The 26,843-nt window shown below is 72.5% G+C and carries 19 protein-coding genes; 9 read left to right on the top strand and 10 right to left on the bottom strand.

The window, feature by feature from the left end; translation table 11 throughout:
• Positions 1-128: 128 nt before the first annotated feature.
• The 4 genes from C1701_RS03915 to C1701_RS03895 all read right to left on the bottom strand — a co-directional run bounded on the left by C1701_RS03915 (position 129) and on the right by C1701_RS03895 (position 4,524).
• Positions 129-1,490 (bottom strand): NAD(P)/FAD-dependent oxidoreductase, encoded by a 1,362-nt coding sequence (locus C1701_RS03915; RefSeq protein WP_103055559.1) that lies wholly within the window; start codon positions 1,488-1,490, stop codon positions 129-131.
• 171 nt (positions 1,491-1,661) lie between these two features.
• Positions 1,662-2,456, bottom strand: coding sequence for an ABC transporter ATP-binding protein (locus C1701_RS03905; RefSeq protein WP_103055557.1), 795 nt, complete (start codon positions 2,454-2,456; stop codon positions 1,662-1,664).
• The gene (locus C1701_RS03900; RefSeq protein ID WP_103056960.1) at positions 2,453-3,520 is read right to left on the bottom strand and encodes a FecCD family ABC transporter permease; all 1,068 of its coding nucleotides are present in this window, start codon (positions 3,518-3,520) and stop codon (positions 2,453-2,455) included. The genes C1701_RS03905 and C1701_RS03900 overlap by 4 nt, the downstream gene beginning before the upstream one ends.
• A 23-nt stretch (positions 3,521-3,543) precedes the next feature.
• Positions 3,544-4,524 (bottom strand): ABC transporter substrate-binding protein, encoded by a 981-nt coding sequence (locus tag C1701_RS03895; RefSeq protein WP_103055556.1) that lies wholly within the window; start codon positions 4,522-4,524, stop codon positions 3,544-3,546.
• A gap of 658 nt (positions 4,525-5,182) precedes the next feature.
• Here C1701_RS03895 and gltB point away from each other — a divergent pair.
• From gltB to C1701_RS03880, 3 genes are all read left to right on the top strand, one after another.
• A complete protein-coding gene (gltB, locus tag C1701_RS03890; protein ID WP_103055555.1) occupies positions 5,183-9,763 on the top strand; it encodes a glutamate synthase large subunit in 4,581 nt (1,526 codons plus the stop codon).
• Positions 9,756-11,258: a glutamate synthase subunit beta gene (locus C1701_RS03885; protein WP_103055554.1), complete on the top strand. Its 1,503-nt coding sequence runs from the start codon at positions 9,756-9,758 to the stop codon at positions 11,256-11,258. Before gltB ends, C1701_RS03885 begins: the two co-directional genes overlap by 8 nt.
• A gap of 1,175 nt (positions 11,259-12,433) precedes the next feature.
• Entirely contained in the window at positions 12,434-13,816 is a 1,383-nt protein-coding gene (locus tag C1701_RS03880; RefSeq protein ID WP_103055553.1) for a M28 family metallopeptidase, read from the top strand.
• Between the two features lie 52 nt (positions 13,817-13,868).
• On the opposite strand, the gene C1701_RS03875 is transcribed toward C1701_RS03880, so the two are convergent.
• Complete coding sequence (locus C1701_RS03875) at positions 13,869-14,327, bottom strand: VanZ family protein (RefSeq protein WP_337662127.1); 459 nt, start codon at positions 14,325-14,327, stop codon at positions 13,869-13,871.
• Between the two features lie 341 nt (positions 14,328-14,668).
• Between C1701_RS03875 and pyk the strand changes: the two genes are divergently transcribed.
• From pyk to C1701_RS03845, 4 genes are all read left to right on the top strand, one after another.
• A complete protein-coding gene (gene pyk / locus C1701_RS03870; RefSeq protein WP_026418965.1) occupies positions 14,669-16,093 on the top strand; it encodes a pyruvate kinase in 1,425 nt (474 codons plus the stop codon).
• Positions 16,094-16,161: 68 nt separating this feature from the next.
• On the top strand, positions 16,162-17,106 hold the full coding sequence (gene tesB / locus C1701_RS03865) for an acyl-CoA thioesterase II (protein ID WP_016700748.1): 945 nt from the start codon (positions 16,162-16,164) through the stop codon (positions 17,104-17,106).
• A gap of 161 nt (positions 17,107-17,267) precedes the next feature.
• Positions 17,268-18,278 carry a DUF368 domain-containing protein gene (locus C1701_RS03860; protein WP_016700747.1) on the top strand — a complete coding sequence of 337 codons (1,011 nt, stop codon included), beginning with the start codon at positions 17,268-17,270 and terminating at the stop codon, positions 18,276-18,278.
• 817 nt (positions 18,279-19,095) lie between these two features.
• Positions 19,096-19,587: a hypothetical protein gene (locus C1701_RS03845; RefSeq protein ID WP_026418962.1), complete on the top strand. Its 492-nt coding sequence runs from the start codon at positions 19,096-19,098 to the stop codon at positions 19,585-19,587.
• 508 nt (positions 19,588-20,095) lie between these two features.
• Here the strand turns inward: C1701_RS03845 and C1701_RS03840 are convergent.
• The gene (locus C1701_RS03840) at positions 20,096-20,413 is read right to left on the bottom strand and encodes a DUF2218 domain-containing protein (protein ID WP_030105798.1); all 318 of its coding nucleotides are present in this window, start codon (positions 20,411-20,413) and stop codon (positions 20,096-20,098) included.
• Between the two features lie 154 nt (positions 20,414-20,567).
• Here C1701_RS03840 and gndA point away from each other — a divergent pair, with 154 nt between their 5' ends.
• On the top strand, positions 20,568-22,010 hold the full coding sequence (gene gndA / locus C1701_RS03835) for an NADP-dependent phosphogluconate dehydrogenase (RefSeq protein WP_103056959.1): 1,443 nt from the start codon (positions 20,568-20,570) through the stop codon (positions 22,008-22,010).
• 100 nt (positions 22,011-22,110) lie between these two features.
• A complete protein-coding gene (locus C1701_RS03830) occupies positions 22,111-23,028 on the top strand; it encodes a DUF4429 domain-containing protein (protein ID WP_337662126.1) in 918 nt (305 codons plus the stop codon).
• Positions 23,029-23,118: 90 nt separating this feature from the next.
• Here C1701_RS03830 and C1701_RS03825 read toward each other — a convergent pair whose 3' ends face one another.
• From C1701_RS03825 to C1701_RS03810, 4 genes are all read right to left on the bottom strand, one after another.
• Positions 23,119-23,907: an RNA polymerase sigma factor SigF gene (locus C1701_RS03825; protein WP_026418958.1), complete on the bottom strand. Its 789-nt coding sequence runs from the start codon at positions 23,905-23,907 to the stop codon at positions 23,119-23,121.
• A complete protein-coding gene (locus C1701_RS03820) occupies positions 23,904-24,344 on the bottom strand; it encodes an anti-sigma factor (RefSeq protein WP_030227802.1) in 441 nt (146 codons plus the stop codon). The genes C1701_RS03825 and C1701_RS03820 overlap by 4 nt, the downstream gene beginning before the upstream one ends.
• Before the next feature lie 124 nt (positions 24,345-24,468).
• Complete coding sequence (locus tag C1701_RS03815) at positions 24,469-24,954, bottom strand: SRPBCC family protein (RefSeq protein ID WP_030105794.1); 486 nt, start codon at positions 24,952-24,954, stop codon at positions 24,469-24,471.
• A gap of 275 nt (positions 24,955-25,229) precedes the next feature.
• A complete protein-coding gene (locus tag C1701_RS03810; protein ID WP_337662125.1) occupies positions 25,230-26,756 on the bottom strand; it encodes a serine/threonine-protein kinase in 1,527 nt (508 codons plus the stop codon).
• Positions 26,757-26,843 lie beyond the last annotated feature (87 nt).

Here is a 26,843-nt window from a genome sequence, read left to right as displayed (position 1 = left end):
CGACGGCGGCAGGGTGCCCGGCGGCCGCCGGTCGGTCGTCCCGGAGCGAGCCCCCTCCGGGGGACGTGGGCTGGGGCGGCCGGAACCCGTCCACCCCGCCCCGTCCAGGCGCCGGAATTCGCGGTCGCTCAGACGTGGGACCGCTGCCAGCGGCCGGCGGCGTCCGCCGCCCGCCGGAACTCCGAGTGGGGGTCCTGCAGGCTGCCGATGGCCACCGCCTCGCGCCGGAACAGGGCGGCCAGCAGCCAGTCGAAGGCGATGCGCACCTTCCGGTTGATGCTGGGCATCTTGGCCAGGTGGTAGGCGCGGTGCACCAACCAGGCGGGCAGGCCCTTCAGCCGCACCCCGTAGATCTCGGCGACGCCCTGGTAGAGGCCCAGCCCCGCGACGGAACCGATGTAGGCGTGCCGGTACTCGGCCGGCCGGTGCCCCCGGATGGTGGCGACGATGTTGTCCCCCAGCCGGTGGGCCTGCCGGGCGGCGTGCTGGGCGGAGGGACCACAGGTGGCGTCGGGGTCCTCGTCGATCCTGGTGAGGTCGGGCACGGCCGCGCAGTCCCCGGCGGCGAAGACGCCGGGCACGCCCGCGACCTGGAGGGTCGCCGTGCACCGGACGCGTCCCCGCTGGTCGAGCGGCAGGGTGGTGTCCCCCAGCATCGGGTCGGGGCGGACGCCGGCGGTCCAGATGACGGTGTCGGTGTCGAACTCGGTCCCGTCGCCCAACACGACGTGGCCGTCCTCCATGCTGCTGACGGTGGTCTCCAGGTGCACCTCGATGCCGCGTTCCCGCAGCAGGTCGACGGTGTACTCGCCCATCGGCCGGCTGACCTCCGGCATGATGCGGTCGGTCGCCTCGACGAGGACCCACCGCAGCTCGGCGGGGTCGATCGCCGGGTAGTCGCGGGTGGCGAGCCGGGACATGTCCTCCATCTCGGCGAGGGCCTCGATCCCCGCGTACCCGCCTCCCACGGTGAGGAAGGTGAGGAGCCGCCGGCGGCGGGCGGTGTCGGTGGCGCTCGCGGCGGCGTCGAGCCGGGACAGCACGTGGTTGCGCAGGTAGATGGCCTCGCTGACGGTCTTGAAGCCGATGCCCTGTTCGGCGAGGCCGGGGATGGGCAGGATGCGGCTGATGGAGCCCGGCGCCACGGCCAGGATGTCGTAGTCGACCTCCTCGGTGGCCCCGTCGCCGTCGGTGACGGTCACCGTGCGGCGGTGGTGGTCGATGCCGCCGACCCGGCCGGTGATCACCTCGCAGCGCCGCAGCATCGAACGCAGGGGGGCGATGACGTGCCTCGGTTCGACCGAGGCCGCGGCGACCTCGGGGAGGAAGGGTTGGTAGGTCATGTGGGGCTGTTGGTCGATCACGACCACCGACGCCTCGGAGTGCCGCAGCCGCGACTCCAGCCGGAGGGCGGTGTTCAGGCCGACGTAACCGCCGCCGACGATCACGATCCTCGGGCGGGAGCCGCCGTTCTTCGCGCCGTGTGCCATGTAGGGAGACGTACCCAGGAGGTGGCCGGCCACACACCTCGTCCACCGGTCGCCTGGCCCGTGCGGGGTGGTGTGGTGGTCGCCGGGGCTGGCGCGCCCCACCCCGCGCGACGACGTCGGTGGTGGCGGCGCGGGTGGGCTCGCGATCGGGTGCGCGGTCCCCGGCGCCGGTCAGCCGGGGGCGGGGCGCGGACCGGCATGGCGGACCGGTGCCACGATCCGGCTGCCGTCCGAGGTGAGCACGGCGACCGAGGCCTGGTAGTGCTCGGCGACCCGCGCCTGGGTGAGCACCTCGCCGGGTGCGCCGGACGCGGTGACGGCGCCGTCGACGAGGAAGACCAGCCGGTCGGCGTACTGCGCGGCCAGGGTCAGGTCGTGCAGTGTGGTCACCACCGTGACACCGTCCTCCCGGCGGAGCCGGTCCACCAGTTCCAGCAGTGCCTGCGCGTGGCCGACGTCCAAGCCGGTGGTGGGTTCGTCGAGCAGCAGCACCCGGGGCTGTTGGGCGAGGACCCTCGCCAGCACGGCGCGTTGTCGCTCCCCGCCGGAGAGGGTGGCCAGTGGCCGGGTCGCCATCCCGGCGAGGTCGAGCCTGGCCAGGACCTCGGCGACGACGCGGAGGTCGGAGCGTCCCTCGCGGCCCAGGGGCGGCAGGTACGGCGACCGGCCCAGGAGCACGTAGTCGGTGACGGTGAGGCCGGTCGGGGGTTCGGGTGTCTGCGGCGCGTACCCGAGGACGCGGGCCCGCTGCCGGGGGCGCAGTCCGTCGATGGACGTGCCGTCCACGGTGACCGTGCCCTCGTGGGGGAGCAGACCGGCCAGGGTCTTGAGCAGGGTGGACTTGCCCGCGCCGTTGGGGCCGACGACCCCGAGCCATCCGCCGGCGGGCACCTCGGCGTCGACGGCCCGCAGCACGGGTCGCCCCCGGTAGCCGGCGCTGATGTCGACGGCCCGCAGCCCGCTCACGCCCGCCCCCTGGTGCGGAGGACGAGGACGAAGAAGGGGGCACCGGCGAAGGCGGTGACGACGCCGATCGGGAGCTGGGCCGGGGACATCACCGTGCGGGCGATCATGTCGGCGGCGGCGAGGAAGATCGCGCCTCCGACCAGGGAGAGCGGTACCACCACCCGGTAGCTGCCGGCGACGAGGAGCCGTACCAGGTGGGGGACGACGATGCCGACGAAGCCGATCAGCCCGGCCGCGGAGACGGCGGCGGCGGTGGCCAGCGACGCGGCGAGGAGCACGGCCAGGCGCACCCGGCCGGGGCGCACGCCGAGGGCTGTCGCCTCCTCGTCGCCCACTCCGAGGACGTCGAGGAGCCGGGCGCACAGGCACAGCACCGAGGAGGCGGCCACCACGTAGGGCAGGACCAGCAGCACCTCGCGCCAGCCGGTGGTCGTCAGCCCACCGAGCACCCACGAGTAGATCTGCCGCAGCGAGTCCGTGTTCAGCTGCTGCACGAAGGTCTGGCCGGCGGTGAGGAAGGCCGAGACGGCCACGCCGGCGAGGATGAGGGTGCCGGTGCCGTGGCCGGCGGTGCGTCCGAGCACCCAGCTCAGGACGACTCCGGACAGGGCACCGCAGAAGGCCGCGAGCTGGAGCGGGCCGATCACCCAGTCCAGGGTGCCCGGGGCGGCCGCGACGACGATGGTCGCGGCCAGGCCGGCGCCGGCGGCGGCTCCCAGCAGGTACGGGTCGGCCAGCGGGTTGCGGAACACGCCCTGGAAGGCGGCGCCGGAGACCGCGAGGGCGGCTCCCACCAGGCAGGCGAGCACCACCCGGGGGACACGCAGCTGCCAGAGGATGGCCGCCTCCCGTTCCGAGAGCGGCGAGGTCCCCCCGGTCACCTGGGCCACCAGTTCCCCCACGACCCGCTGCCATCCGAGGTCGGCGGCGCCGAGGAGGACGGAGAGCAGCGTCACGGCGAGCAGCAGCGCGAGGGCGAGGGCGAGGTGACGAACCCGGAGCCGGGTCGCTCGGGGAGCACCGGCGGGGGCGGGTCCGGCCGGGGAGTCCCGGCCGGACCGCACGGTGAGGGGCACGGGGCGCCCGGTCAGTTCGTCCGCGAGCTGACGTCGCTGACGGCGGCGCCCACGGCCTCCGCGAAGTCGACGACCCTGGGGCCCCAGCGGGAGGCGAGGTCGTCGTCGAGCTCGATGATCCGGTCCTCCTGCACCGAGGAGAGGGTGTCCCAGCCCGGCCGCTCGGCGACGGTCTGCGCGCTCTGGCCGCAGCACACGGTGTCGGCGAGGAAGATGAGGTCGGGGTCGGCCTCCAGGATGAACTCGGGGCTGAGCTGCGGGTAGTCGCCGCCGTCCGCGGCGTCGGCGATGTTCTCCAGACCGAACAGGTCGTAGACCTGGCCGGCGAAGGTGCCGGAGGTGATGGAGAAGAAGGTCTGGTCGAGCTCGTGGTAGTAGGTCAGCGGTTCCTCGGGGGTCTCGGTCGAGGCGACGATCCGATCGATCTCGGTGCGCATGTCCTCCACGAGCACCTCGGCGGCCTCCTGGTTCCCGGTGGCCTCGCCGAGGGCGACGAGCTGCTGGTAGCTGTCCTCCAGGTCACCGGCGGTGGCCACGACGAGGACCGGGACGTCGATGGCGGCCATGGCGTCCAGCAGTTCCTGTGAGTCACCGGAGGAGATGACCAGGTCAGGCTGGTACTCGGTGACGGCCTCGATGTTGGGGCTGATCCCGTCGAGGTCGGTGGTCGGGGCCTCCGGGGGGTAGTCGGAGTAGGTGTCGGCGGCGACGACCGCGTCCCCGGCGCCGATCGCGAACAGCATCTCGGTGGCGGTGGGGGTCAGCGACACGATGCTGCTCGGACGTGCGTCGATGGTGACCGGCTCGGTGCCTCCCAGGGTCACCTCCACCGGGAATCCCGCCTCGGTGGTGTCCTGGGCGGAGGGGGGCTGCTGGGTGGCGGTGGCGGCCGACGGGTCGGCGGCCTCCTCCCGGTTGGCGCAACCGGCGAGGGCGGCGACGCCGATCAGGGACAGTGCGGGCAGCGCCGCCAGACGAGATCGGAGGTTCACACCTGATCCTTGGGTTCGGCCGACACGCGGGGAGGCGGCCGACCCGCCGGACCGGGAGGTGCGGACGACACTCCACCCCTGTGCCGGGAGTGGTGACGTCGCGTGGAGTGGCAGGCGGCCTGGCTCGACCTGGTGGGCCATGACAGTTGTGGCACAGCGCCGGACTCCCACCGGACTTCGCTGCCACACACGCCGCCGGCCCCTGGTCGGCCGGCAGCGGCACCGTATCAGAACCATTCGAACGGATCCGGTGAATCGGCGGCGGCCGAACGGAGCAGAGCGCCTACCACCGGTGGGTGGCCGGTGGTGAACGCAGGGTGAATCCGTTCACCTCGGCTCCGGGGGTGGTGCCCGGATCGCGGGAGTCGTTGTCGGGATCGCCGCATGAGCCGGCTGGCCAGGTATTCTCGGGTGCGAGAGCCCTCCGCGCCGCTGCGGGTATCAACCTCGTCTATCGCTGTTGCCGGTGAAATCGTTACCCGACACGGCGAACTTCACTCTTGCGGTCGGTAGGGATGATGAGGTTACTGTTAGGGCCACATGAATGAAACGCCCGTGTCATCTTCCGGGTGTACGGAGCGGGCCATCGTCGTCCCGTCGAACCCAACCCCTGAAACTTGAGGATTCAAGTTCGTAGGACGATGAGGGAGGTCTGCCCGTGATCTTCTCCACCACCCCCGGCGCTACGGGGCTCTATCGTCCGGAGGACGAACGCGACAGCTGCGGTGTCGCGATGGTCGCCGACGTGGAGGGACGGTCGTCGCACGGCATCGTCGCCGACGCGCTCACCGCCCTGGCCAACCTGGAGCACCGGGGCGCGGCCGGCGCCGAACCCTCCAGCGGCGACGGCGCCGGGATCCTGGTGCAGCTCCCCGACGCGTTCCTGCGCGCGGTGACCGGTCTCGAACTGCCGGCACCCGACGAGCGGGGCCGGCACACCTACGCCGCCGGCGTCGCCTTCCTCCCCAGCGACGAGGAGGAGCGGGAACGCGCCGTCAGCCTGGTGGAGCGGATCGCCGACGAGGAACGGCTGCGCGTGCTGGGCTGGCGGGACGTCCCCGTCGACCCGGACGGCGCCGACGTCGGACCGAGCGCCCGTTCCTGCATGCCGCACTTCGCGATGCTGCTGGTCGCGGGAACGGAGGTGGCGCACCCCCCGGCCGGGATCGAACTGGACCGGCGGACCTTCTGCCTGCGACGACGCGTGGAGCGGATCAGCCGCGACGAGGGGCACGGGGTCTACTTCCCCTCCCTGTCCGCGCGCACCCTGGTCTACAAGGGAATGCTGACCACCGAACAGCTGCCGGCCTTCTTCCCCGACCTCAGGGACGCCCGGCTGACCAGCGCCATCGCCCTGGTGCACAGCCGCTTCTCGACCAACACCTTCCCGTCCTGGCCGCTGGCCCACCCCTTCCGCTACGTCGCCCACAACGGCGAGATCAACACCATCCGCGGCAACCGCAACCGCATGCGCGCGCGGGAGGCCCTGCTGGCCTCGGAGATCATCGAGGGCGACTTCGAACGTCTCTACCCGATCTGCACCGAGGACGGTTCCGACTCCGCCTCCTTCGACGAGGTGCTCGAACTGCTGCACCTGGGCGGCCGCAGCCTGCCGCACGCGGTGATGATGATGGTGCCCGAGGCGTGGGAGAACCACGCCACCATGGACCCCCGGCGCCGGGCCTTCTACCAGTTCCACGCCAGCCTGATGGAGCCGTGGGACGGGCCGGCCTGCGTCACCTTCACCGACGGCACGCTCGTCGGCGCGGTCCTCGACCGCAACGGGCTCCGGCCCGCCCGCTGGTGGCGCACCACCGACAACCGCGTCGTGCTCGCCAGCGAGACCGGTGTCCTCGACGTGCCGCCCGACCAGGTGGTCGCCAAGGGCAGGCTGCGGCCAGGCCGGATGTTCCTCGTCGACACCGCCGAGGGGCGGATCGTCGACGACGGGGAGATCAAGGACCAACTGGCCGCGGAACGGCCCTACGACGAGTGGCTGCACGCCGGGTTGTTGGCGTTGGCCGACCTGCCCGACCGCGACCACGTCGTGCAGAGCCACGACTCGGTGGTCCGCCGGCAGCTCACCTTCGGCTACACGGAGGAGGAGCTGCGGGTGCTGCTGACCCCGATGGCGGTGTCCGGCGCGGAGCCCCTCGGCTCGATGGGGTCCGACACGCCCGTCGCCGGCCTCTCGCAGCGCTCCCGGATGCTCTACGACTACTTCGTGCAGCACTTCGCGCAGGTGACCAACCCGCCGTTGGACGCCATCCGCGAGGAGGTCGTCACCTCCGTCGCCCGGGTGATGGGACCCGAGCACAACCTGCTCGACCCCTCGCCGGCCTCCTGCCGCCACGTGGTGCTGCCGCACCCGGTCATCGACAACGACGAGCTCGCCAAGCTCATCCACATCAACGACGACGGCGACCTGCCCGGCTTCTCCTGCACCGTCCTCTCCGGGCTGTACGAGGTCACCGGCGGCGGGCAGGCCCTCGCCGCCGCCGTCGAGCGGGTGCGGAAGGAGGCGTCCGAGGCGATCGCCGCCGGGGCCCGCGTCCTGGTCCTCTCCGACCGGGACTCCGACCACGACCACGCGCCGATCCCCGCGCTGCTGCTCGTCTCCGCCGTCCACCACCACCTGGTGCGGACCAAGGAGCGGCTCAAGGTCGCCCTGGTCGTGGAGACCGGCGACGCCCGCGAGGTCCACCACATCGCCCTGCTGCTCGGCTTCGGTGCCGCCGCGGTGAACCCCTACCTGGCCTTCGAGACGATCGAGGACATGGTGGGCACCGGGGAGATCACCGGCATCGAGGCGCACCGGGCGGTCACCAACTACGTCAGGGCGCTGGTCAAGGGCGTGCTGAAGGTGATGTCGAAGATGGGCATCTCCACCGTCGGCGCTTACACGGCGGCGCAGGTCTTCGAGGCGGTCGGCCTGGACCGGGAGGTCGTCTCGGAGTACTTCAGCGGCACCGAGTCCCGGCTCGGCGGGGTCGACCTGGACGTGCTGGCCGAGGAGGTCGCCGTCCGCCACCGCCGTGCCTACCCGGACAACCCGACCGACCGGGCCCACCGGCGGCTCGAGGTGGGCGGCGAGTACGCGTACCGGCGGGAGGGCGAACTGCACCTGTTCTCCCCGGAGACGGTGTTCCTGCTCCAACACGCCACCCGCACCCGGCAGGCCGAGGTGTACCGCAGGTACACCGAGGAGGTGGACCGGCTCAGCCGGGCCGGCGGCACGCTGCGCGGCCTGTTCCGGTTCCGCTCCGAGGAGCGCCCGCCGGTGCCGCTCGACGAGGTCGAGCCCGCCTCGGAGATCGTGAAGCGGTTCAACACCGGCGCGATGTCCTACGGCTCCATCTCCAAGGAGTCCCACGAGACCCTCGCGATCGCGATGAACCGCCTGGGTGGCCGGTCCAACAGCGGTGAGGGCGGGGAGGACCCCGAGCGGTTGTACGACCCGGAGCGCCGGTCGGCGATCAAGCAGGTCGCCTCGGGCCGGTTCGGCGTCACGAGCGAGTACCTGGTCAACGCCAGCGACATCCAGATCAAGATGGCGCAGGGCGCGAAGCCGGGGGAGGGTGGGCAGCTCCCCGGGTACAAGGTGTACCCGTGGATCGCCCGCACCCGGCACTCCACGCCGGGGGTCGGCCTGATCTCCCCACCGCCGCACCACGACATCTACTCGATCGAGGATCTCGCCCAGCTGATCCACGACCTGAAGAACGCCAACGAACGGGCCAGGATCCACGTCAAGCTCGTCAGCGAGGTCGGCGTGGGTACCGTCGCCGCCGGGGTCGCCAAGGCCCACGCCGACGTGGTGCTGATCTCCGGCCACGACGGGGGAACGGGCGCCGCCGCCCTGACCTCCCTCAAGCACGCGGGCACGCCCTGGGAGATCGGCCTGGCGGAGGCACAGCAGACGCTGCTGCTCAACGGGCTGCGCGACCGGATCACCGTGCAGGTCGACGGCGCGATGAAGACCGGACGTGACGTGGTCGTCGCCGCGTTGCTGGGGGCCGAGGAGTACGGGTTCGCCACCGCTCCGCTGGTGGTCGCCGGCTGCGTCATGATGCGGGTGTGCCACCTCGACACCTGCCCGGTCGGCATCGCGACCCAGAACCCGGAGCTGCGCCGCAGGTACACCGGCAAGCCCGAGTTCGTGGAGAACTTCTTCCACTTCGTCGCCGAGGAGGTGCGTGAGCACCTGGCCGCCCTCGGCTTCCGGACCCTCGACGAGGCGATCGGCCACGCGGAGGTGCTCGACACCGACGAGGCCGTCGAGCACTGGAAGAGCCGGGGCCTGGACCTCTCGCCGGTGCTCACCGTGCCCGCCGGGGTGCGGGACGGCACGGCCCCCTACGGCGTCGTGCGCCGCCGGGTCCGCGCGCAGGACCACGGGCTGGAGCACGCGCTGGACCGCACCCTCATCCAGCTCGCCGAGGCGGCGCTGGAGGACGCCCACACGGTGCGCCTCGAACTGCCGGTGCGCAACGTCAACCGGACGGTGGGCACGCTGCTGGGCTCGGAGGTGACCCGCCGCTACGGCAGCGACGGGCTTCCGGACGGCACGATCTCGGTGACCCTCACCGGGTCCGCCGGGCAGTCGCTTGGCGCGTTCCTCCCGCGCGGGGTCGCGCTGGAGATGGTCGGCGACGCCAACGACTACGTGGGCAAGGGGCTCTCGGGCGGGCGGATCGTCGTCCGGCCGCACCCCGACGCGCCGTTCGTCGCCGAGGACCAGGTGATCGCCGGGAACGTGATCGGCTACGGCGCCACCGGCGGCGAGATCTTCCTGCGCGGCCAGGTCGGTGAGCGGTTCTGCGTCCGCAACTCCGGTGCGGTCGCGGTGGCCGAGGGGGTGGGCGACCACGCCTTCGAATACATGACCGGGGGGCGGGCCGTCGTGCTCGGCCCGACAGGGCGGAACCTGGCCGCCGGCATGTCCGGGGGCATCGCCTACGTCCTCGACCTCGACCCGGTGCGGGTCAACCAGGACATGGTGCGGCTCCAACGCCCGGACGCCGAGGACCTGCGGTGGTTGCGCCGCACCGTGGAACGCCACCACGAGCTGACCGGGTCCCGCCTGGCCTCCTCGCTGCTGGGCGACTGGCCACGGCGCTCCACCGGGTTCACCAAGGTGATGCCCGCCGACTACCAGCGGGTGATGGAGGCGGTGCGGATAGCGCGGTCGGAGGGCCGTGACGAGGACGAGGCGATCATGGAGGCATCCCGTGGCTGACCCGCATGGTTTCCTCAAGCACGCCAGGCAGGAGCCGGCGAAGCGACCGGTGGACGAGCGCCTCGGCGACTGGGACGAGGTCTACGCGGCGCTCGACGGCGGGGAACGCGAGCAGCAGGTGCGGACGCAGGCGGCGCGCTGCATGGACTGCGGCGTGCCCTTCTGCCACTCCAGCAGCGCCGGCTGCCCGCTGGGCAACCTGATCCCGGAGTGGAACGACCTCGTGCGGCGGGGGCGCTGGGACGAGGCGGGTGAACGCCTGCACGCCACGAACAACTTCCCGGAGTTCACCGGCCGGCTCTGCCCGGCCCCGTGCGAGGCCGGTTGCGTCGTCGCGCTCTCCCCGAGGGCGGGTGGCGCCGTCGCGATCAAGCGGGTGGAGCAGACCATCGCCGACATCGGCTGGGAACGGGGCAGCGTGGTGCCGGTGACGGCCACCGCCCCCACCGGTCGCTCGGTGGCCGTGGTCGGGTCCGGTCCGGCGGGGCTCGCGGCGGCCCAACAGCTCACCCGGGCGGGGCACGAGGTCACCGTCTACGAACGGGACGACCGGCTCGGCGGCCTGCTCCGGTACGGGATCCCCGAGTTCAAGATGGAGAAGAAGGTCCTCGACCGGCGGCTCGTGCAGATGCGTGCCGAGGGGACCCGGTTCGTGACCGGCTGCGAGGTCGGCGTGGACCTCACCGTCGATGAGCTGCGGTCCCGGCACGACGCGGTGGTGCTGGCGGTCGGCGCCCTGCGCGGCCGTGACGCCGAGGTCCCCGGGCGGGAGCTGACCGGGGTGCACCTGGCGATGGAGCACCTGGTGCAGGCCAACCGCGAGTGCGAGGGCGACGGGCCGGCCGTGATCACCGCCGCCGGGAAGCACGTGGTCATCATCGGCGGTGGCGACACCGGTGCCGACTGCCTCGGGACCGCGCACCGGCAGGGCGCCGCGAGCGTCCTCCAGCTCGACCAGTACCCGGAGCCGCCGGGCGAGCGGGACGAGGCCAGGTCTCCCTGGCCGACCTGGCCGTTGATCCTGCGCACCTACCCGGCGCACGACGAGGGCGGCGAGCGCCGTTACGAGGTCGCGGTCGAGGAGTTCGTCGGGGACGAGGACGGGCACGTGCGGGCGGTCCGCCTGCGCCGGGTCCAGGTCGGACGCGACGCGGACGGCCGGCGCCAGGTGGTCCCGGTCGGTGACGAGGTCGAGGAGTTCCCCTGCGACCTCGCGCTGTTCGCCATCGGTTTCGAGGGGGTCGAGCGGATGCCCCTGCTCGACGGTCTCGGCCTGACCCTGTCCCCGCGCGGGAGCATCGGCTGTGGTGCGGACTGGCAGACCAGCCAGCCGGGCGTGTTCGTCTGCGGTGACGCCCACCGGGGTGCCTCGCTGGTGGTGTGGGCGATCGCGGAGGGGCGCTCGGTGGCCGCTGCCGTCGACGCCCACCTCACGGGCGGCTCGCAGCTGCCCGCCCCGGTCCACCCGACGGCCCTGCCGCTCGCGGTGGTCTGACCGGCCCGCACCGGGCGCGGTGGTCCGTCGCCGGACCACTCGACTTCTGGCCGGGGCACAACGGCGTGCCGCCGGCCGGGGCGACAGGGGGACGGCTCCCACGGGAGCCGTCCCCCTTACTTGTCCCGGTCCGTTGCCCCGTTCCTGACATCGAGGTCGCGGTCCGCCGCCGTCGGGCAGATACCGCCGAGGTGGGCGGCCGAACGCCGTGGGGGCCGACGACCCGGGGGCGCTTGCCGCTCGCTGGTCGGCGGTCCCCGGCACCTGCCGGGCGGACCGCGGAACCGGATCGGTCCGGGCCGGTCGCGGGGCAGCGGGTGCGGGGAGGCTCACGGCGGGGACGGTCCGGCTGAACGGTGCCGACGGTGCTGGTCCTTCGGCGCCGGAACGCGTCGCTCCCGGACTGGTGGGCCCGAACTCCGGGTGCACCCGGTCCCGAACGCCGACCGGCGGCTCCCTGACGCGCCGAGGTACCAGGGAGCACCGCTCGCGGTGACCAAGGCTGGTTCGAGGTCCCCCGTGACCCGAGGACGGGTGGCGGTCGGCCGTTCGCATCGGACGGGGCGAGCGGCCTCTTCCGGCCAGCGCACCCGGTCGCGACGCGAGTTCCCGCGCCGACGGCTCCCGCCACACCTGGGGTGCCGGCTCGTGCGGAGGGGCGGATGAGGCGAGCCGTGCCCGAGGTCGGCCGGGTCGGGGTTGCCGGTGCGGTCCGGGTGGCCGCGCGCCCGGGACGGGCCACCGTGCCCGGGGGAGCCGGCGCCCGGGTTCCCTGTTCCGCCTTTCGTCCCGGTCCCTGGCCCTGTCCGGCTTCCTGACCGGCGGGAACCGTCATCCGATGTCGGGCGGCGGCTCGGGGGGCGAACGCGGCGGGGTGGTCGACCGCGCATCCGGTTCCCGCCCCCGTCCTCGGTGGAAGCGGCCGCCCTCCGGCCGTGTCTTCCGGCTGGGTTCACCGTGGGACCCCGTAGGTGGATCGCTGCCAAACTGGATCACCCGACAGGGGACGCGAAGGACACCGATCGGGAATCATTTCGAGATCTCTGCCACTTGTTCATCACAGAAACCACACGTAATCTCCGGAATCAGCGAAGCGCGCTTCACACGTTGTGGTGAATCAGTTACGGAACGAAATCGCCGTGTTCCGTTGCTGCCCTGGACAAAGGAGTGGCTGGATGTCCGCGTTCAAGCGCCGTGATCTGTTGGGTGGAGCCCTCGCGCTCGCCGCCTTCGCCTCGGTCGGGCTGTCATCGCAGGCGATGGCCGCCACCAACCGGCACCGGACCGGCGCCCCGGGCGCGCCCAACCTGACCCCGGGGGACAAGGCCATCGCCGCGCGGGTGGACGCCCGACGCGCGCTCGAGCACATCCGCCACCTCAGCGAGGACATCGGTCCCAGGATCGGCGGCACCGAGTCCGAGCACAGGGCCGCGAACTACGCCGCGCGGCTGTTCGAGGACCTCGGCTACCAGGTCACCCAACAGCCCTTCGCGGTGGCGGACAAGTACCTGGCCGACGTGGTCCTGCCCGACGGGGAGCGCTGGCAGACCAGCGCCTCGGCGCAGGGACCGCTGGACGTCGAGGTCGAGGGGGGCGTCGTCGACGTCGGTGCGGGCACCGAGGCCGACTACCCCGCCGGGTTCACCGGCGGCCTGGTCCTCGTGGACCACACCACGGCCAACCGGGAGGCCCAGGTCCGGACCGCCGTGGAGCGGGGCGCGACCGGTGTGCTGCTGGTGGCGGCCTCGGCCACGCCCGACCGCAAGGCCGGCTGCTTCGTGCCCAGCCTCGCCAACCAGGTGCCCATCCCGGTGCTGGGACTCGCCCAGGCCCACGGCGAGTGGTTGCGGCAGCGGCTGGCGGCGGGCCCGGTGCGGCTGCGCGCGGTGTTGACCCGGCACTCCGACCTCACCTCGTACAACGTCCTCGCCGAGCGGCCGGCGACGATCGGTTCTCCCGCCACCGCGCCGGTGGTGATGGTCACCGCCCACTACGACAGCGTGCCCGGATCGCCGGGCGCCAACGACGACGGCAGCGGTACCGCGCTCTGCCTGGAACTCGCCAGGGTCTTCCGCAGCCTGCCCACTCAGCACACCGTCCGGTTCGCGCTCTGGGGCTCCGAGGAGCAGGGGCTCATCGGTTCCCGCTACTACGTCAACCAGCTCAGCGACGCCGAGGCGGCCAGGATCAGCGGGTGCTTCCAGAACGACATGGTGGCCACCAGCCACGACCCGGCCAACCGCTACTGGTTGCTGTCAGTCGACGGTGAGGACAACCTGACGACCCAGGGGGTCGCCGAGGCGGCCGCCCGCCTCGGCTACGTCCCCCACGTGTCCGGGCCCACCGCGCGCGGATCGAGCGACCACGTGCCGTTCCACGAGCGGGGCATCGCGGCGGCGAACTTCAGCTGGCGAGGCGAGGCGGGGCCGGCGCTGCTGGAGCCCATCTACCACACGCCCGAGGACACCATCGACCGCAACATCTCGCTGGAGCGGTTGCGGGTGTCCCTGGAGCTGGTCGGCGCCGCCACCTACGAGGTGGCCCGCTACCGGCGCTGACACACCGACCCGGGCGGCCCCCGAGGAGGGGGCCGCCCGGGATCCGTGTCGTTCAGGCGCGGTCGGCGCCGGCACCGTCCTCCGCCGGGTGCGCGGCCGCCAGGTCCCCACCCGCCGGCCTCCTCGGGCCGAACAGGAGGAACACCCCCGCCCCGAGCGCGATACCGGCGAGGTTGGCCAGCGCGTCCGCCCAGTCCGCGCTCCGCCCCAGGGGCAACAGCCCCTGGAGGACCTCCGCGACGAAGGCGTAGCAGAGGAGACCGAACAGGAGCAGGCGGCGCGGGCCGCGCCCCCGGTGGGTGGGGGACGCGTCCCGCCGGTCCGGCGCGGGCCGAGGACTCCGCGCCCCGGCCACCATCAGGAGCCCCGTGACGGTGAGCAGCACGAACACCCCCACGTGGACCACCTTGTCGGTTCCCGGGGGCGCTGAGGGGACGCCGGAGGCCGGCGTGAGGAACACCACGAGGCTGACCAGGACGGCCAGCGGGAAGGGGATCGCGGACGGGCGCACGGCGTGGAACCTCCGGAAGGGGGTGGGACGGACGTCCATCGTCCCGTGCCGGCCATCCCCACCGCCGACGGCCGGAACCGGACAGCGTCGGTGGCACGGGCCCGTGCCACGACCGGCGGTCGCCGGGGTGCGGTCTCCGAGGGGCCTCGACCCGCTGTTCGCAGCACACCTCGCGTAGTCCCCGGACGGGGGGTGATCCCGGCTCCACCGGAAATCCACCTAGCGGGGAGTAGGCACAGCGGCGCGACAACCGGGCGAATCGCCCCGATCGAGCGACACGCCCCGCAAATCTGCTTCCGCCGTGCGGAATCGTGCCCACCAGCGGGATAGGCTGCGCAGACGTGAGCAGACGAGCGAAGATCGTATGCACGATGGGACCGGCGACGGCGAGTCCCGACAGGATCAGGCAGCTGGTGGGCGCCGGCATGGACGTGGCGCGGATGAACTTCAGCCACGGCGACCACGCCGACCACAAGCGCATCTACGAGCTGGTCCGCCAGGAGGCGGAGGCGAGCGGTCGCGCGGTCGGCATCCTCGCCGACCTCCAGGGACCCAAGATCAGGCTGGGGCGGTTCGCCAGCGGCCCGGTGCAGTGGGACACCGGGGAGACGGTCCGGGTGACCGTCGAGGACGTGCCCGGCACCCACGACCGGGTCTCGACCACCTACCGGGGGCTGGCCGAGGACGCCAAGGTCGGTGACCGCGTCCTCGTCGACGACGGCAAGGTCGGCCTGGTGGTCACGGCCATCGAGGGCTCGGACGTGGTGTGCGAGGTCACCGAGGGAGGCCCGGTCAGTGACAACAAGGGGCTGTCGCTGCCGGGGATGAACGTGAGCGTCCCGGCCCTGTCCGAGAAGGACATCCGCGACCTGGAGTTCGCCCTCAGCCTCGGTGTGGACTTCATCGCGATGTCCTTCGTCCGGTCTCCCGCCGACATCGACCAGGCGCACCAGGTCATGGACCGGGTCGGTTCCGGCCGGCTGCCGGTGGTGGCCAAGCTGGAGAAGCCGGAGGCGGTCGACAACCTGGAGGCGATCGTCCTCGCCTTCGACGGCGTGATGGTCGCCCGGGGGGACCTCGGCGTCGAACTGCCGTTGGAGCAGGTCCCCCTCGTGCAGAAGCGGGCCATCCAGATCGCCAGGGAGAACGCCAAGCCGGTCATCGTGGCGACCCAGATGCTGGACTCGATGATCAGCAACTCCCGGCCCACCCGGGCGGAGACCTCGGACGTCGCCAACGCCGTGCTCGACGGCACCGATGCGGTGATGCTCTCGGGCGAGACCAGCGTGGGGCGCTACCCGGTCCAGACGGTCGAGACGATGGCCAGGATCGTCCGCGCGGTGGAACACGAGTCGACCGCCGTGCCGCCGCTGTCGCACGTGCCCAGGACCAAGCGGGGCGTCATCTCCTACGCGGCTCGGGACATCGGTGAGCGGCTCAACGCCAAGGCGCTCGTCGCCTTCACCCAGTCCGGTGACACGGTGCGCCGGCTGGCCCGGTTGCACACCCACCTCCCGCTGCTCGCCTTCACCCCGGAGGAGGCCGTGCGTCGGCAGCTGAGCATGACCTGGGGCACCGAGACCTTCCTGGTGCCGAAGGTGGACTCGACCGACCGGATGGTGAAGCAGGTCGACCAGGCGATGCTGTCGCTCGGTCGGTATCAGCGGGGCGACCTGGTCGTGATCGTCGCCGGCTCCCCTCCCGGCACGGTCGGTTCGACGAACCTGATTCGAGTCCACCGACTGGGCGAGGAAGACCATGCGTGAGTAGGCTCACTGGTAGCTGAGTGTGCTCAGAATCCTTGTCGCTGCCCGCGTCATCGTAGGGTTGGTGGATGACCGAGATGGCGCGCGCAGCGGCGGAGGACCCCGCCGGTACCACCGCGGGGGCGGTGCCCCTCGATCCGGACGGGGTGCCCTACGGGCAGCCCGTCCTCGACCGGGTGGTGGCGTTGCTGGACCTGGAGCGCATCGAGGAGAACCTGTTCCGGGGCGTGAGCCCGGCCGAGTCACCCGTCCGGGTCTTCGGGGGCCAGGTCGCCGGGCAGGCCCTCGTCGCGGCCAGCAGGACCGTGCCCGCCGATCGCGGGGTGCACTCGCTGCACGCCTACTTCATCCGGGGCGGCGATCCCCGCGTTCCGATCGTCTACGAGGTGGACCGCATCCGGGACGGCCGCTCGTTCACCACCCGCCGGGTGGTCGCCATCCAGCACGGCAAGGCGATCTTCTCGCTGTCGGCCTCCTTCCAGGTCCGGGAGGACGGGATCGAGCACGCCGACGAGATGCCGGCTGGCGTCCCGGAGCCGGAGTCGCTGCCGACCCTCGCCGAGCGGGTGGCGCCCTACCGGGGCCGCATCGGCATCCACGGCCAGGCTCCCCGGCCCTTCGACATCCGCTACGTCACCGACCCGCCCTGGGTGTCGCGGGAGACCGGACCGCGCACCGCCGACAACCGGGTGTGGATGCGGGCGCACGGTCAGCTGCCCGACGACCAGGTGCTGCACGTCTGCCTGCTGGCCTACGTGTCCGACCTCACCCTGTTGGACTCGGTACTGGCCCGCCACGGCGTGTACTGGAGCCTGGACGAGGTCGCGGGGGCCAGCCTGGATCACGCCATGTGGTTCCACCGCCCCTTCCGGGCGGACGACTGGCTGCTGTACGACTGCGCCTCCCCGAGCGCCTCCGGCGCTCGGGGCCTGGCCACCGGGCGGTTCTTCGACCGGTCGGGCAACCTCGTGTGCACGGTCGTGCAGGAGGGGCTGCTGCGGGTCGCCGAGTAACCCGGACGTGGAGGTGGGCGGGTTCCGCGCGGTGATCCGGCACGCGGAGTGACGAAAGTCCCGCGAACGAGCCGGTTCGGGGTGTTCCGCACCGGCTCGACGTCGCGATGATCGTCCTACCGGGTGTCTGGAGTGTCCAGGGAACCGTTACCGTTTCAGATGTGTCCGCACACAGCTGGAAGCAGACCCCGCTCAACCTCGCCCGCGGTGCCGCCATCGGAACGGTGGAGGTGGTCCCAGGGGTCAGCGGCGGGACGGTGGCGCTGGTCGTCGGTGTCTACGAACGCCTCATCGACGCCGCCGGCCACCTCATGAGCGCGGTCAAGCTCGCGGCCAGCGATCTTCCCCGGGGGCGGGGCGGGCAACGGGCCAAGGAGGAGGCGGCGCGCATCGACGTGCCGCTGGTCGTCGGCATCCTCGCCGGCATGGTCCTCGCGCTGCTCACCGCGGCTCGGGTCGTGCCCGGGCTGATCGAGGACTACCCGGTGGGGGCCAGGGCGCTGTTCATCGGGATGGTCGGGGCCTCGGTGGCGATCCCGATCCTCGCGATGGGCGGTATCCGCCGCCCGCTGGACTGGGCGCTGCTGCCGCTGGGGATCGCCGTCGGGTGGATCGTCACGGGGCTGCCCGCCGGCACCCAGACGTCCCCCCCGCTGTGGCTGGTCGGACTGGCCGCGGCGATCGCGATCTGCGGCCTGGTGATGCCCGGCCTCTCCGGTGCCTTCCTGCTGATGATCTTCGGGCTCTACGAGCCGACGCTCGAGGCGTTGAACGCCCGGGACCTGCCCTACGTCGGGACCTTCATGCTGGGCGCGATCCTGGGCCTCGGGGTCTTCGTGAAGACGCTCCAGTACCTGTTGAAGCACCGCCACCAGGCCACCCTCGCCGTGATGACCGGCGTGATGATCGGGGCGCTGCGGGCGCTGTGGCCGTGGCAGGACGAGGACCGCGCCATGCTGGCACCCGACGCCGACTGGTTGGGGGTGGTACCGGTCACCCTCCTCGGTGCCGGGATGGTCGTCGCGCTGATCCTGGTCGACCGGCACTTCACGAAGAAGCGTCAGGAGCGGGAGGGCTCGACGCCCGACGGCGGCCCCGACGGCGGGAACCCCGAGGACGCCGAGACCGTGGTGATGAACCGGGTCACCGACGACACCATCCGCATCCGCTGACCCTGGCCACGGCGGTCCGTCAGGTCGGCGCCGCCTCCGCCCCCGACTCCGCCCCCGACTCCGCCTCCGCGGCGGCGATCGGCTCGGCCCACCTGGTGTCGATGTGGGCGTGCTCGGTCAGCTCCCCACCGATCGCCACGCGGATCAGGTAGCGCCCCCTCCGGTGGCGCGCGTGACGATGGCGCGCCGCGGCGCCCACCCCGAACACCTCGTCGAGGCCCCTCGACGTGATGTGACTCGGCGGATCACGCGAAGGGCCGGGTGGAGTCGGTACGGTAACGCGCTCGGCGGCCGGCTCGGACCGCTCGCCCCGACCCCGGAGGTGGTCCAGTGGCCCGCCGGTCGACCGTCGCTCCGCCGCCATGCGGGTCGGAGCGACCACCCCCCATCCGACCCGCCCCCGGACCCGACGCCCGCCTGACCCGGGTGATCGTCGTCGCTGGTGTCCCGGGCCCTCGGGGGCAGCGGGACGGCGATGCGGGGTCAGGTGCTGGAGTCGTCCCGGAGGGTCGTCCTCTGGCGCGGGACGCTCGTCGCCGCCGTCCGCACCGAGCGACCCCACGCCGCGACGCCCTGGGTCGGGCCACGCACCTCCGTCCGCCTGGCCGTGGATCCCGTGACGCCGAGGCGTGCCCCGAGCTCCCGAGCGACGTCGAAGCCCGGCCCCGACAGGCTCGTCCGCTCCACGTGCGACGCGCGCACCACGCCCGCGCCATCCACGGCGGCTCTCGGCTCACCGGATTCGTGACGTGACGGGGGCCCGCTGACGACGCGAGCCCACCGGGGCGATCAACCACCTCACCCGACTGGAGACCCCATGACCACCACGCCCGACGACGCTGTGATGAGGCTGGCCCGCGAAGAACTCGCCGACGCCAACCGGGCGCCGTACGACGCCGCCACCCGTGCCGCGAAGCTGCGGAGGACCCACCTCGCCCTGTCCGCTGCGGCCGCCGGCGCATCCTGGCTGTCCCTCGACCACGCGCCCACCGCGCCGCTCGCCACCCTCACCCTCGTCGCCGCGTCCGCCGTCGGCGTCCTCGTCTACGCGGGGCTCCTGTGGATCACCGCGCCCCGCCTGCGCACCACCGCGCCCGTTGGTTGGTTACGGCTGGTGCGGGAGACGCCGGAGGAGACGATCGCTCGCTGGCAGGCCACGGTGAGCGATCCGGTGCGGCATATCGCCGAGAAGGCCGCCGTCCGCGCCCGCATCGGCGTCGCCAGGTACCGCCTGCTCCGCGCGGCGACGGTCGCCGTCGCCGTGCAGCTGGCCCTCATCGTCACCGGCACCGCGCTCGCCACCCTCTGACCAGGGGCCGGTCGCTCTCGGCGGCCGGGCCGATCCGCCCATCGAATGGCCTCCTCCCCGAGCCCTCCACCGTGCCCCACTGCCCGACCGCCTCCACGCGGTCCTACGAAGCCGTCCTGGACCAGTTCACGACCGTCCTCAGCGTCGGAGCATCAGGCGTCGAGGTCTCCTCGTGGTGGGGCACCGCCACAGCACACCAGCACGGTCACCTGGGCGATGCCGATGCCAGCGGCCGACCACGGCGTCCCCACGTGGTCGGCCCGGCGCTGCCGGCGGGCGCACCACCACAATCACCGTCCCCGCCGAGGCCCTGACCGTGCCCGGCCCCCTCACCGTCGCAGTCATCGAGTGGAGCTGCCCGTCCGCGCCAACGCGTTCCCGGAGCGCCGCACGCGGCGGGCCGCACCGGTCCCCGCCGGGCCTGGGCTCGGGCCCTGCGCTCCGCGTGTTCTCGACGGGGTCACCCCGCGCGGTCGTGGGCGTCCTGGTCGTGGGGTGGGCCCGGGTGTCAGGGTGTGCGCACCCACTCCACCCGCAGTTCGTCCTGGGTGGCGAACCGGACGAGATGATCGCCGACGACGCGTTCGACGGTCGCGAGCCCGTCGGCGCCGGGGGCGGTGGCCACCATGCGCAGCCCACCCTCCTCCGCGGTGAGGACCGCGACGCCGCCCTCGCCGAAACGCACCGTCCCCACCGGTTCGTTCCACTCCGCGTCGACCCGGTGGCCGAAGTGGTTGGTGAGTTGTTTGGCGTACCGGGCGGCGCGGTGGGTGGGCACGAACGCCCGCGACTCGCGCCCGCCGTGGTCCGAGGTCTGTTCCGTCATGAGGTGAGGCTAACCTTCCCCGCTGGCGGTGTGGTGCGTTCGGGGGTGTGAGCTTCGCCCACCCGCGCGCTCCCAGCGGGCGGGACGGCCGCAACGTGCCGTTGGCGTGGTCGCACGGCTGCGTGCGGGCGGACGAGGGTGCAGGCTGGTGGGCATGGCAGACGACACTCGCGGGACCGCGGCCATCGGAGTGACCGGGCTGGCGACGATGGGCGGCAACCTCGCGCGCAACCTGGCGCGCAACGGGTACCCGGTCGCCGTGCACAACCGGACCTCGGCCCGGACGGAGGCGCTGGTCTCCGAACACGGCGACGAGGGGGTGTTCGTGCCCGCCGGCACCCTGGCGGAACTGGTGGACAGCCTCCAGCGACCGCGCCAGGTGATCATCATGGTGAAGGCGGGAGGCGCCACCGACGCGGTGATCGACGAACTCGCCGGGCTCCTCGAACCCGGTGACATCATCCTCGACGGGGGGAACGCGCACTTCGCGGACACCCGGCGCCGGGAGGCGGCCCTGCGGGAACGGGGCCTCCACTTCGTCGGCACGGGCATCTCCGGCGGGGAGGAGGGCGCCCTGCTCGGCCCCAGCATCATGCCCGGCGGCTCCGTCGAGGCCTACCGGCAGGTCGGGCCGGTCCTGGAGAACATCGCGGCCGAGGTCGACGGTGCCCCCTGCTGCGTGCACGTGGGGCCGGACGGCGCCGGGCACTTCGTCAAGATGGTGCACAACGGCATCGAGTACGCCGACATGCAGCTGATCGCCGAGTCCTACGACCTGCTCCGCGCCGTCGCGGGGCTCGCTCCGGCCGAGATCGCCGAGGTGTTCCGGACCTGGAACCAGGGCGACCTGGAGTCCTACCTGATCGAGATCACCGCCGAGGTGCTCGGGCACACCGACCCGGAGACCGGCGCGCCCTTCGTCGACGTGGTCGCCGACCGGGCCGAGCAGAAGGGCACCGGCCGGTGGACGGTGCGGGAGGCCCTCGAACTCGGAGACCCGGTTCCCGGTATCGCCGAGGCCGTCTTCGCCCGTGCGCTGTCCGGCGCGGTGCGCCAGCGCGAGGTGTGCGCGTCCCTCCCCGGGCCCACCGAGCCGCCGGGTGAGGTCCGGTCGGGGTTCGTCGACGACCTGCGGGAGGCGCTCTACGGGGCCAAGCTCGCCGCGTACGCCCAGGGCTTCAGCATGATCTCCGCGGCGAGCGAGCAGTACGGGTGGAACGTCGACCTCGCCGGCACCGCGCGCATCTGGCGGGGCGGCTGCATCATCCGGGCCCGTTTCCTCGACAGGATCGCCGAGGCGTACCGGACGCGGCCCGAGCTGCTGAACCTGCTCGCGGACGACTACTTCGCCGAGCAGGTCAGCCGTTCCCAGCAGGCGTGGCGACGGGTCGTGGGGACGGCCGTCGCCGCCGGTGTCCCCGCTCCCGGGCTGTCCTCAGGACTGGCCTACTACGACACGCTGCGGGCCAGCCGGCTGCCGGCGGCCCTGGTCCAGGGCCTGCGGGACTACTTCGGAGCGCACACCTACCAGCGGGTCGATCGCGACGGCTACTTCCACACCCTGTGGTCGGGCGACCGCTCCGAGACCGCGTCCTGAGGCCGCCGGAGGCACCGGGGGAACCGGGACCGGTGCCTCCGCCCGCCGGCTCTGGCGGTTCCCCACCGGCGGCCCATCCCGGTTGGATAGGGTTGTTGGGGTGTCCTACGAACTGGAGTTAGCGGGAACGAACGCGACCTGGGTCTTCGAGGCGGAGGGCATCCGCATCCGGTTCGTCGGTGGCCGGCGGGCCAATCCGCTGCACAGGGCGCTGGGGGAGCTGGTCGTCCCGAACGAGGCGCTGTCGGGTGTGATCGTCGAGCCGGGCAAGCGGCGCACCGACCTCGTGCTGCGGCTGCGCCCCGGAGCTGACGCGTTCGGCCCCGTCCTCGCCGGCCGGTTGCCCGAGGCGGCGGACCCCTACCGGCTCTCCCTCCCCGGCAAGCAACCCGACCTGGCGCAGTACCACGCGACGCAGCTGCGCGACCGCATCTCGCTCAACCCCCGCGCCCTCGAACCCACCGACGGTTTCCTGGTGGTGCTGCCACCCGCTCCCCGGTCCATCAAGGGCTTGGACGGGGAGGTGGCCTTCGACGGTGAGACGCTGACCTTCACCTGGGGGTGGATGGCGGAGACGGTGAAGGAGCAGCTCGGCCCGCAGCGCGTCCCGCTGGAGAACATCAGCGTGGTCGAGTGGTCCCCGCCGACCGCCCTGGGAGGTTTCTTCCGGATCACGTTGAGCGACGGAACCGGGCTCTCGGCGCGCAAGCCGGACAACCCGGCCATGCGGGGCATGCCGGACAAGGACCCCTACGCCCTCGCCTACGGACTCGGTGACGGCAGCGTGGCGGACCTCCTGTTCGCCGCCGAGCTGCACACCCGGATCGTCGCGGCCCGGCAACGGGCGGAGCTCCTGCCGGCGGAGCCGGCGGTCCCCGTCTCGGAGACGGCCACGATCGCGGACCGCGCGGACGACGTGGTGGAGGCCATCAGGAAGCTCGGCGGCCTCCACGAGGCCGGGCTGCTGACCGACGAGGAGTTCAGCCAGAAGAAGGCCGAGCTGCTCGACCGGCTCTGACCACCCCGGTCCCGTCCCGCCCGTCCACCCGGCCAGGCGGTGACGACCCGCGAACCCCGGGTGCGCGGCACGCGCCCGGGGATCGTCCACCTACTCCGCGGCCTCGCGCAGACGGGCGAGGGTGCGGCTGAGCAGCCGCGAGACGTGCATCTGCGAGACACCGATGCGCTTGGCGATCTGGGTCTGCGTCAGGTTCCCGAAGAACCTCAGCAGCAGGATCTGGCGGTCCCGCTCCGGGAGCTGGGCGAGCAACGGCTGCAGGGTCTCGCGGTACTCCACGATCTCCAGCTCGGGTTCCTCTCGCCCGATGGAGTCGCCGAGCGAGACCGTCTCGTCGTCGAGCAACATCTCGTCCAGCGACGCGCTCCGGTAGGCGTTGCTCGCTGCCAGGCCCTCGAAGACCTGCTCCAACGGGACCTCGAGCCGTTCGGCGAGCTCCCGGGGGGTGGGGGCCCGGCCGAGGCTCTGCGAGAGCTCGCTGGTCGCCGAACTGATCGCCAGGTGCATCTCCTGGAGCCGGCGGGGCACCCGCACCGCCCACCCGGTGTCGCGGAAGTGGCGGCGGACCTCGCCCATGATGGTCGGGACCGCGAAGGACAGGAAGTCCGCGCCGTGGGTGGGGTCGAACCGGTCCACGGCCTTGATCAGGCCCAGGGTCGCCACCTGGGTGAGGTCCTCCTGGGACTCCCCTCGGTTGCCGAACCTCCTGGCGATGTGCTTCGCCACCGGGAGGTGCCTGGTCACCAGCGTCTCGCGCAGTTTCGCGTGCTCCGGGTCGTCCGGGCTGAGCGCGGCCAGCTCGTGGAACAGCGGGGTCAGGTGCTCGTAACGCTCGCCGTTGCCGTCGGAGCCCGGGTGCTGGTTGGGGGCCTCGGTCACTCGGCTACCGCCGTTCCTCGCTGTTTCACCAGCTCAACCTGTACCACACTGAGCCCGTCGTCGCGCGTCTCGACGGTGCTGTCGATCGAACTGGTCAGCGTCGTCAGCACCCGCCACCCGAAGGTGTCGGTACGCGGTCCCGTCGAGCTGGCCGACACCACCGAGGCGACGACCCGAAGCGCGGATTCCGCCACGTCGTACCGGCACACCAGCGTGGCGTCCGGCACGGCGAGGCGGATCAGCGTCGAGCACACCTCGTCCACCGCCAACCGCAGGTCCTCGATCGAGTCGAGGTCGAAGTCCTCCCGCATCGCGATGTCCCCCGCGATGCCGCGCAGCACCGGTAGCTGGTGCGGCAGCGCGGCCACCCGCACCTCCACCGAGTGGGGGGCGAGGGCCGCGCTTCCGTTCTGTTGTGTTGGCGACTGAGCGCTCACGTACCTACCTCATCGTCGCGTTCGGGTTGTGACCGGTGGGGCGTCCCGCCGCGGGCGCACGCCCGACCGCCGTCCGTCCTGCCGGCGGACCCGCTGATCATCGTGTCACCGTGGGCCACGGGTGTCACCCGAGACCCCCGCCCTCACCACGCTGCGGCCCCCGTGGCACGTCACCACGCCAACCCCCGGTCTCCGAGCCGCGCTGCTCGATGAAGTCCTTGAAACGGTTCAGGTCACCCCGAACCCGGGAACCGACCATCCCGAGCGCCGAGCCGGCCTTCTCCGCCAGCCCCGAGGGCTGGTAGTCCATCTGGAGGGTGACGCGCGTGGTCTGGTCGTCGATCCGGTGGAACGTGACCACGCCGGACTGGTCCGGCCCGTCGGTCGCCCGCCAGGCCACCCTCTCGTCGGGGTGCTGCTCGGTGATCTCGGCGTCGAACTCGCGGTGGGCGCCGGCGATGGACGTCTCCCAGTGCGTCAGGGTGTCGTTCACCTGCACGACCCGATCGACACCCTCCATGAACTGCGGGAAGCTCTCGAACTGGGTCCACTGGTTGTACGCGGCCTGCACCGGAACCTCGACGTCGACCGTCTCGGTGAAGGACGTCATGGCACATCACTCCTCAACGAACCGGGTTGCTCACTCCCGCCGGTTACCCACTCCCGCCGGAACCACACCTGTGGGCGATGGATCCGGGCCGAGCCGGGGCCGCCTTCCGGACGAACCGCCTACGCCGGTCGCCGAGCACGGAGGGGGATGATCAGGGACAGCCGAGCCCGCGACCGGCCCGCGTCCGGGAGGAGGTGTGCGGCGGCGGGCACTGGGTCGGACACCGGGACCCGGTGCGACCGGGACGGCTGGGGGAGTCCGCGCGCGGTGCTGGGTCAGTCCTCCCGGACCCGCGCCGGCTCGGTGAGCCGTTCTCCGGACTCGGAGTAGAGGACGCAGTACACCCGGGAGGTCCCGGCGGGGGTGAGATCCTCGTTGGCGACCGACCGCACTTTCTCCTCCCAGGACTCCCGGGTGGGAACGAGCGCTCGGAACCGGATGTCCTGCCGCTCCCCGAGGTTCACCAGCTCGGAGTCGAAGTACAGCCCGCAGGCCCCGACGGCCATGCGGACCAGGGTGTCCTCGCCAGGGTAGGCGGGGAACGCCGGCTCCCGTTCGTAGGAGGAGAAGAGGTTCCAGCTGGTGAAGACCTCGACATCGTGCGGGGTGTCGCACTCCACGGCCTCACCGTACTGCTGGCCGGCCCGCAGTTCTCCCGTCGAACAGGACGACCCCTCGTCCGCGGTCAGGTCGAAGACCGGGATCTCGCCGTCGCGGCCGTAACTCATCGGGGCGTCCATCGCCGGGTGCGGTGGGGTTGGTTCCCGCTCGGTCAGCAACCAGCGGTCGGTGAACAGGCCAGCGGCGAACACCATCCCGGCGGCCAGCAGCGAGATGCCGGTCCGCTTCCAGGACCAGCCCGGGCGTGCCGGGGCCAGCGGGCCGGAGTGCTGGCCGAACGGATGGGTGGAGGGCCCAGGCTGTCCTGCCGGGAGGTGCGGTGTCGGCCCGGGGCCGCCCTGCGGCCCGGTCCCGCCGGCGGCCGTGTCGAGCAGCCCACCCACCTGCCGGGGTCCCAGCCGTCCCTCCGGGTTCCCCACGAGCAGCCCGGAGATCGCCGAGGCCAGTGGGCCCTGGCACCGGGTGAGGAAGGGGACCTCCGTCATGATCGCGTGCAGGGTGGACGCCGTCGTGGGGCGTTCGAAGGGCGCACGTCCCTCGACGGCGAAGAAGAGCGTGGCGCCCAGTGCCCACAGGTCGGACCCAGGGGTGGCGGCGCTGTCCCGGATGCGCTCGGGCGCCATGTACGCCATCGAACCGATCAGGGTGCCGCTCGTCGTCAGCCTCGGGTCCTCGGCCGCCTGGGCGATGCCGAAGTCCGTCAGCTTCACCCGACCGTCCGGCAACAGCATGATGTTGCTGGGTTTGACGTCGCGGTGCACGACCCCGGCCTGGTGGGCCGTGTTCAGCGCGGCGAGCAGTTGCCTGCCCATCGAGACGACCTGGTGGGGCGGGAGCGGACCCTGCCCCTGCACCACCTGGGACAGCGTCGGGGCCGCGATCAGCTCCATGACGATCATCGTCATGCCCTCGTCGGAGACCACGTCGTAGACGGTCACCACGGCCGGGTCGTTCAACCGGCCAGCGGTGCGGGCCTCCCGCAGCACCCGCTCCTCGAACACCCCGCGCTCCTCCGGGGGGATGCCCTCGGGAAGCCGCAGTTCCTTGATCGCCACCTGGCGGCCGATCACCCGGTCCTCGGCGCGCCAGACGATCCCCATCCCGCCTCGGCCCAGTTCGTCCAGCAGCTGGTACCGGCCCGCCACGATCCGGTTCCGGACCGCGTCCTCCTGGTGGGTCACCGACTACCTCCGGCCGTCCGCGCACCGGGGAGGGCACCGAACGACGTCGTCTCGTGAGTGGATCGAACCGCGTCCCGGGGAATCGCC

The organism is Actinoalloteichus sp. AHMU CJ021, assembly GCF_002895405.1.
Taxonomy (GTDB): Bacteria; Actinomycetota; Actinomycetes; order Mycobacteriales; family Pseudonocardiaceae; genus Actinoalloteichus_B; species Actinoalloteichus_B caeruleus.
The sequence above is the reverse complement of the archived record's forward strand: the minus strand, read 5'-3'. Positions and strand labels throughout refer to the sequence as shown.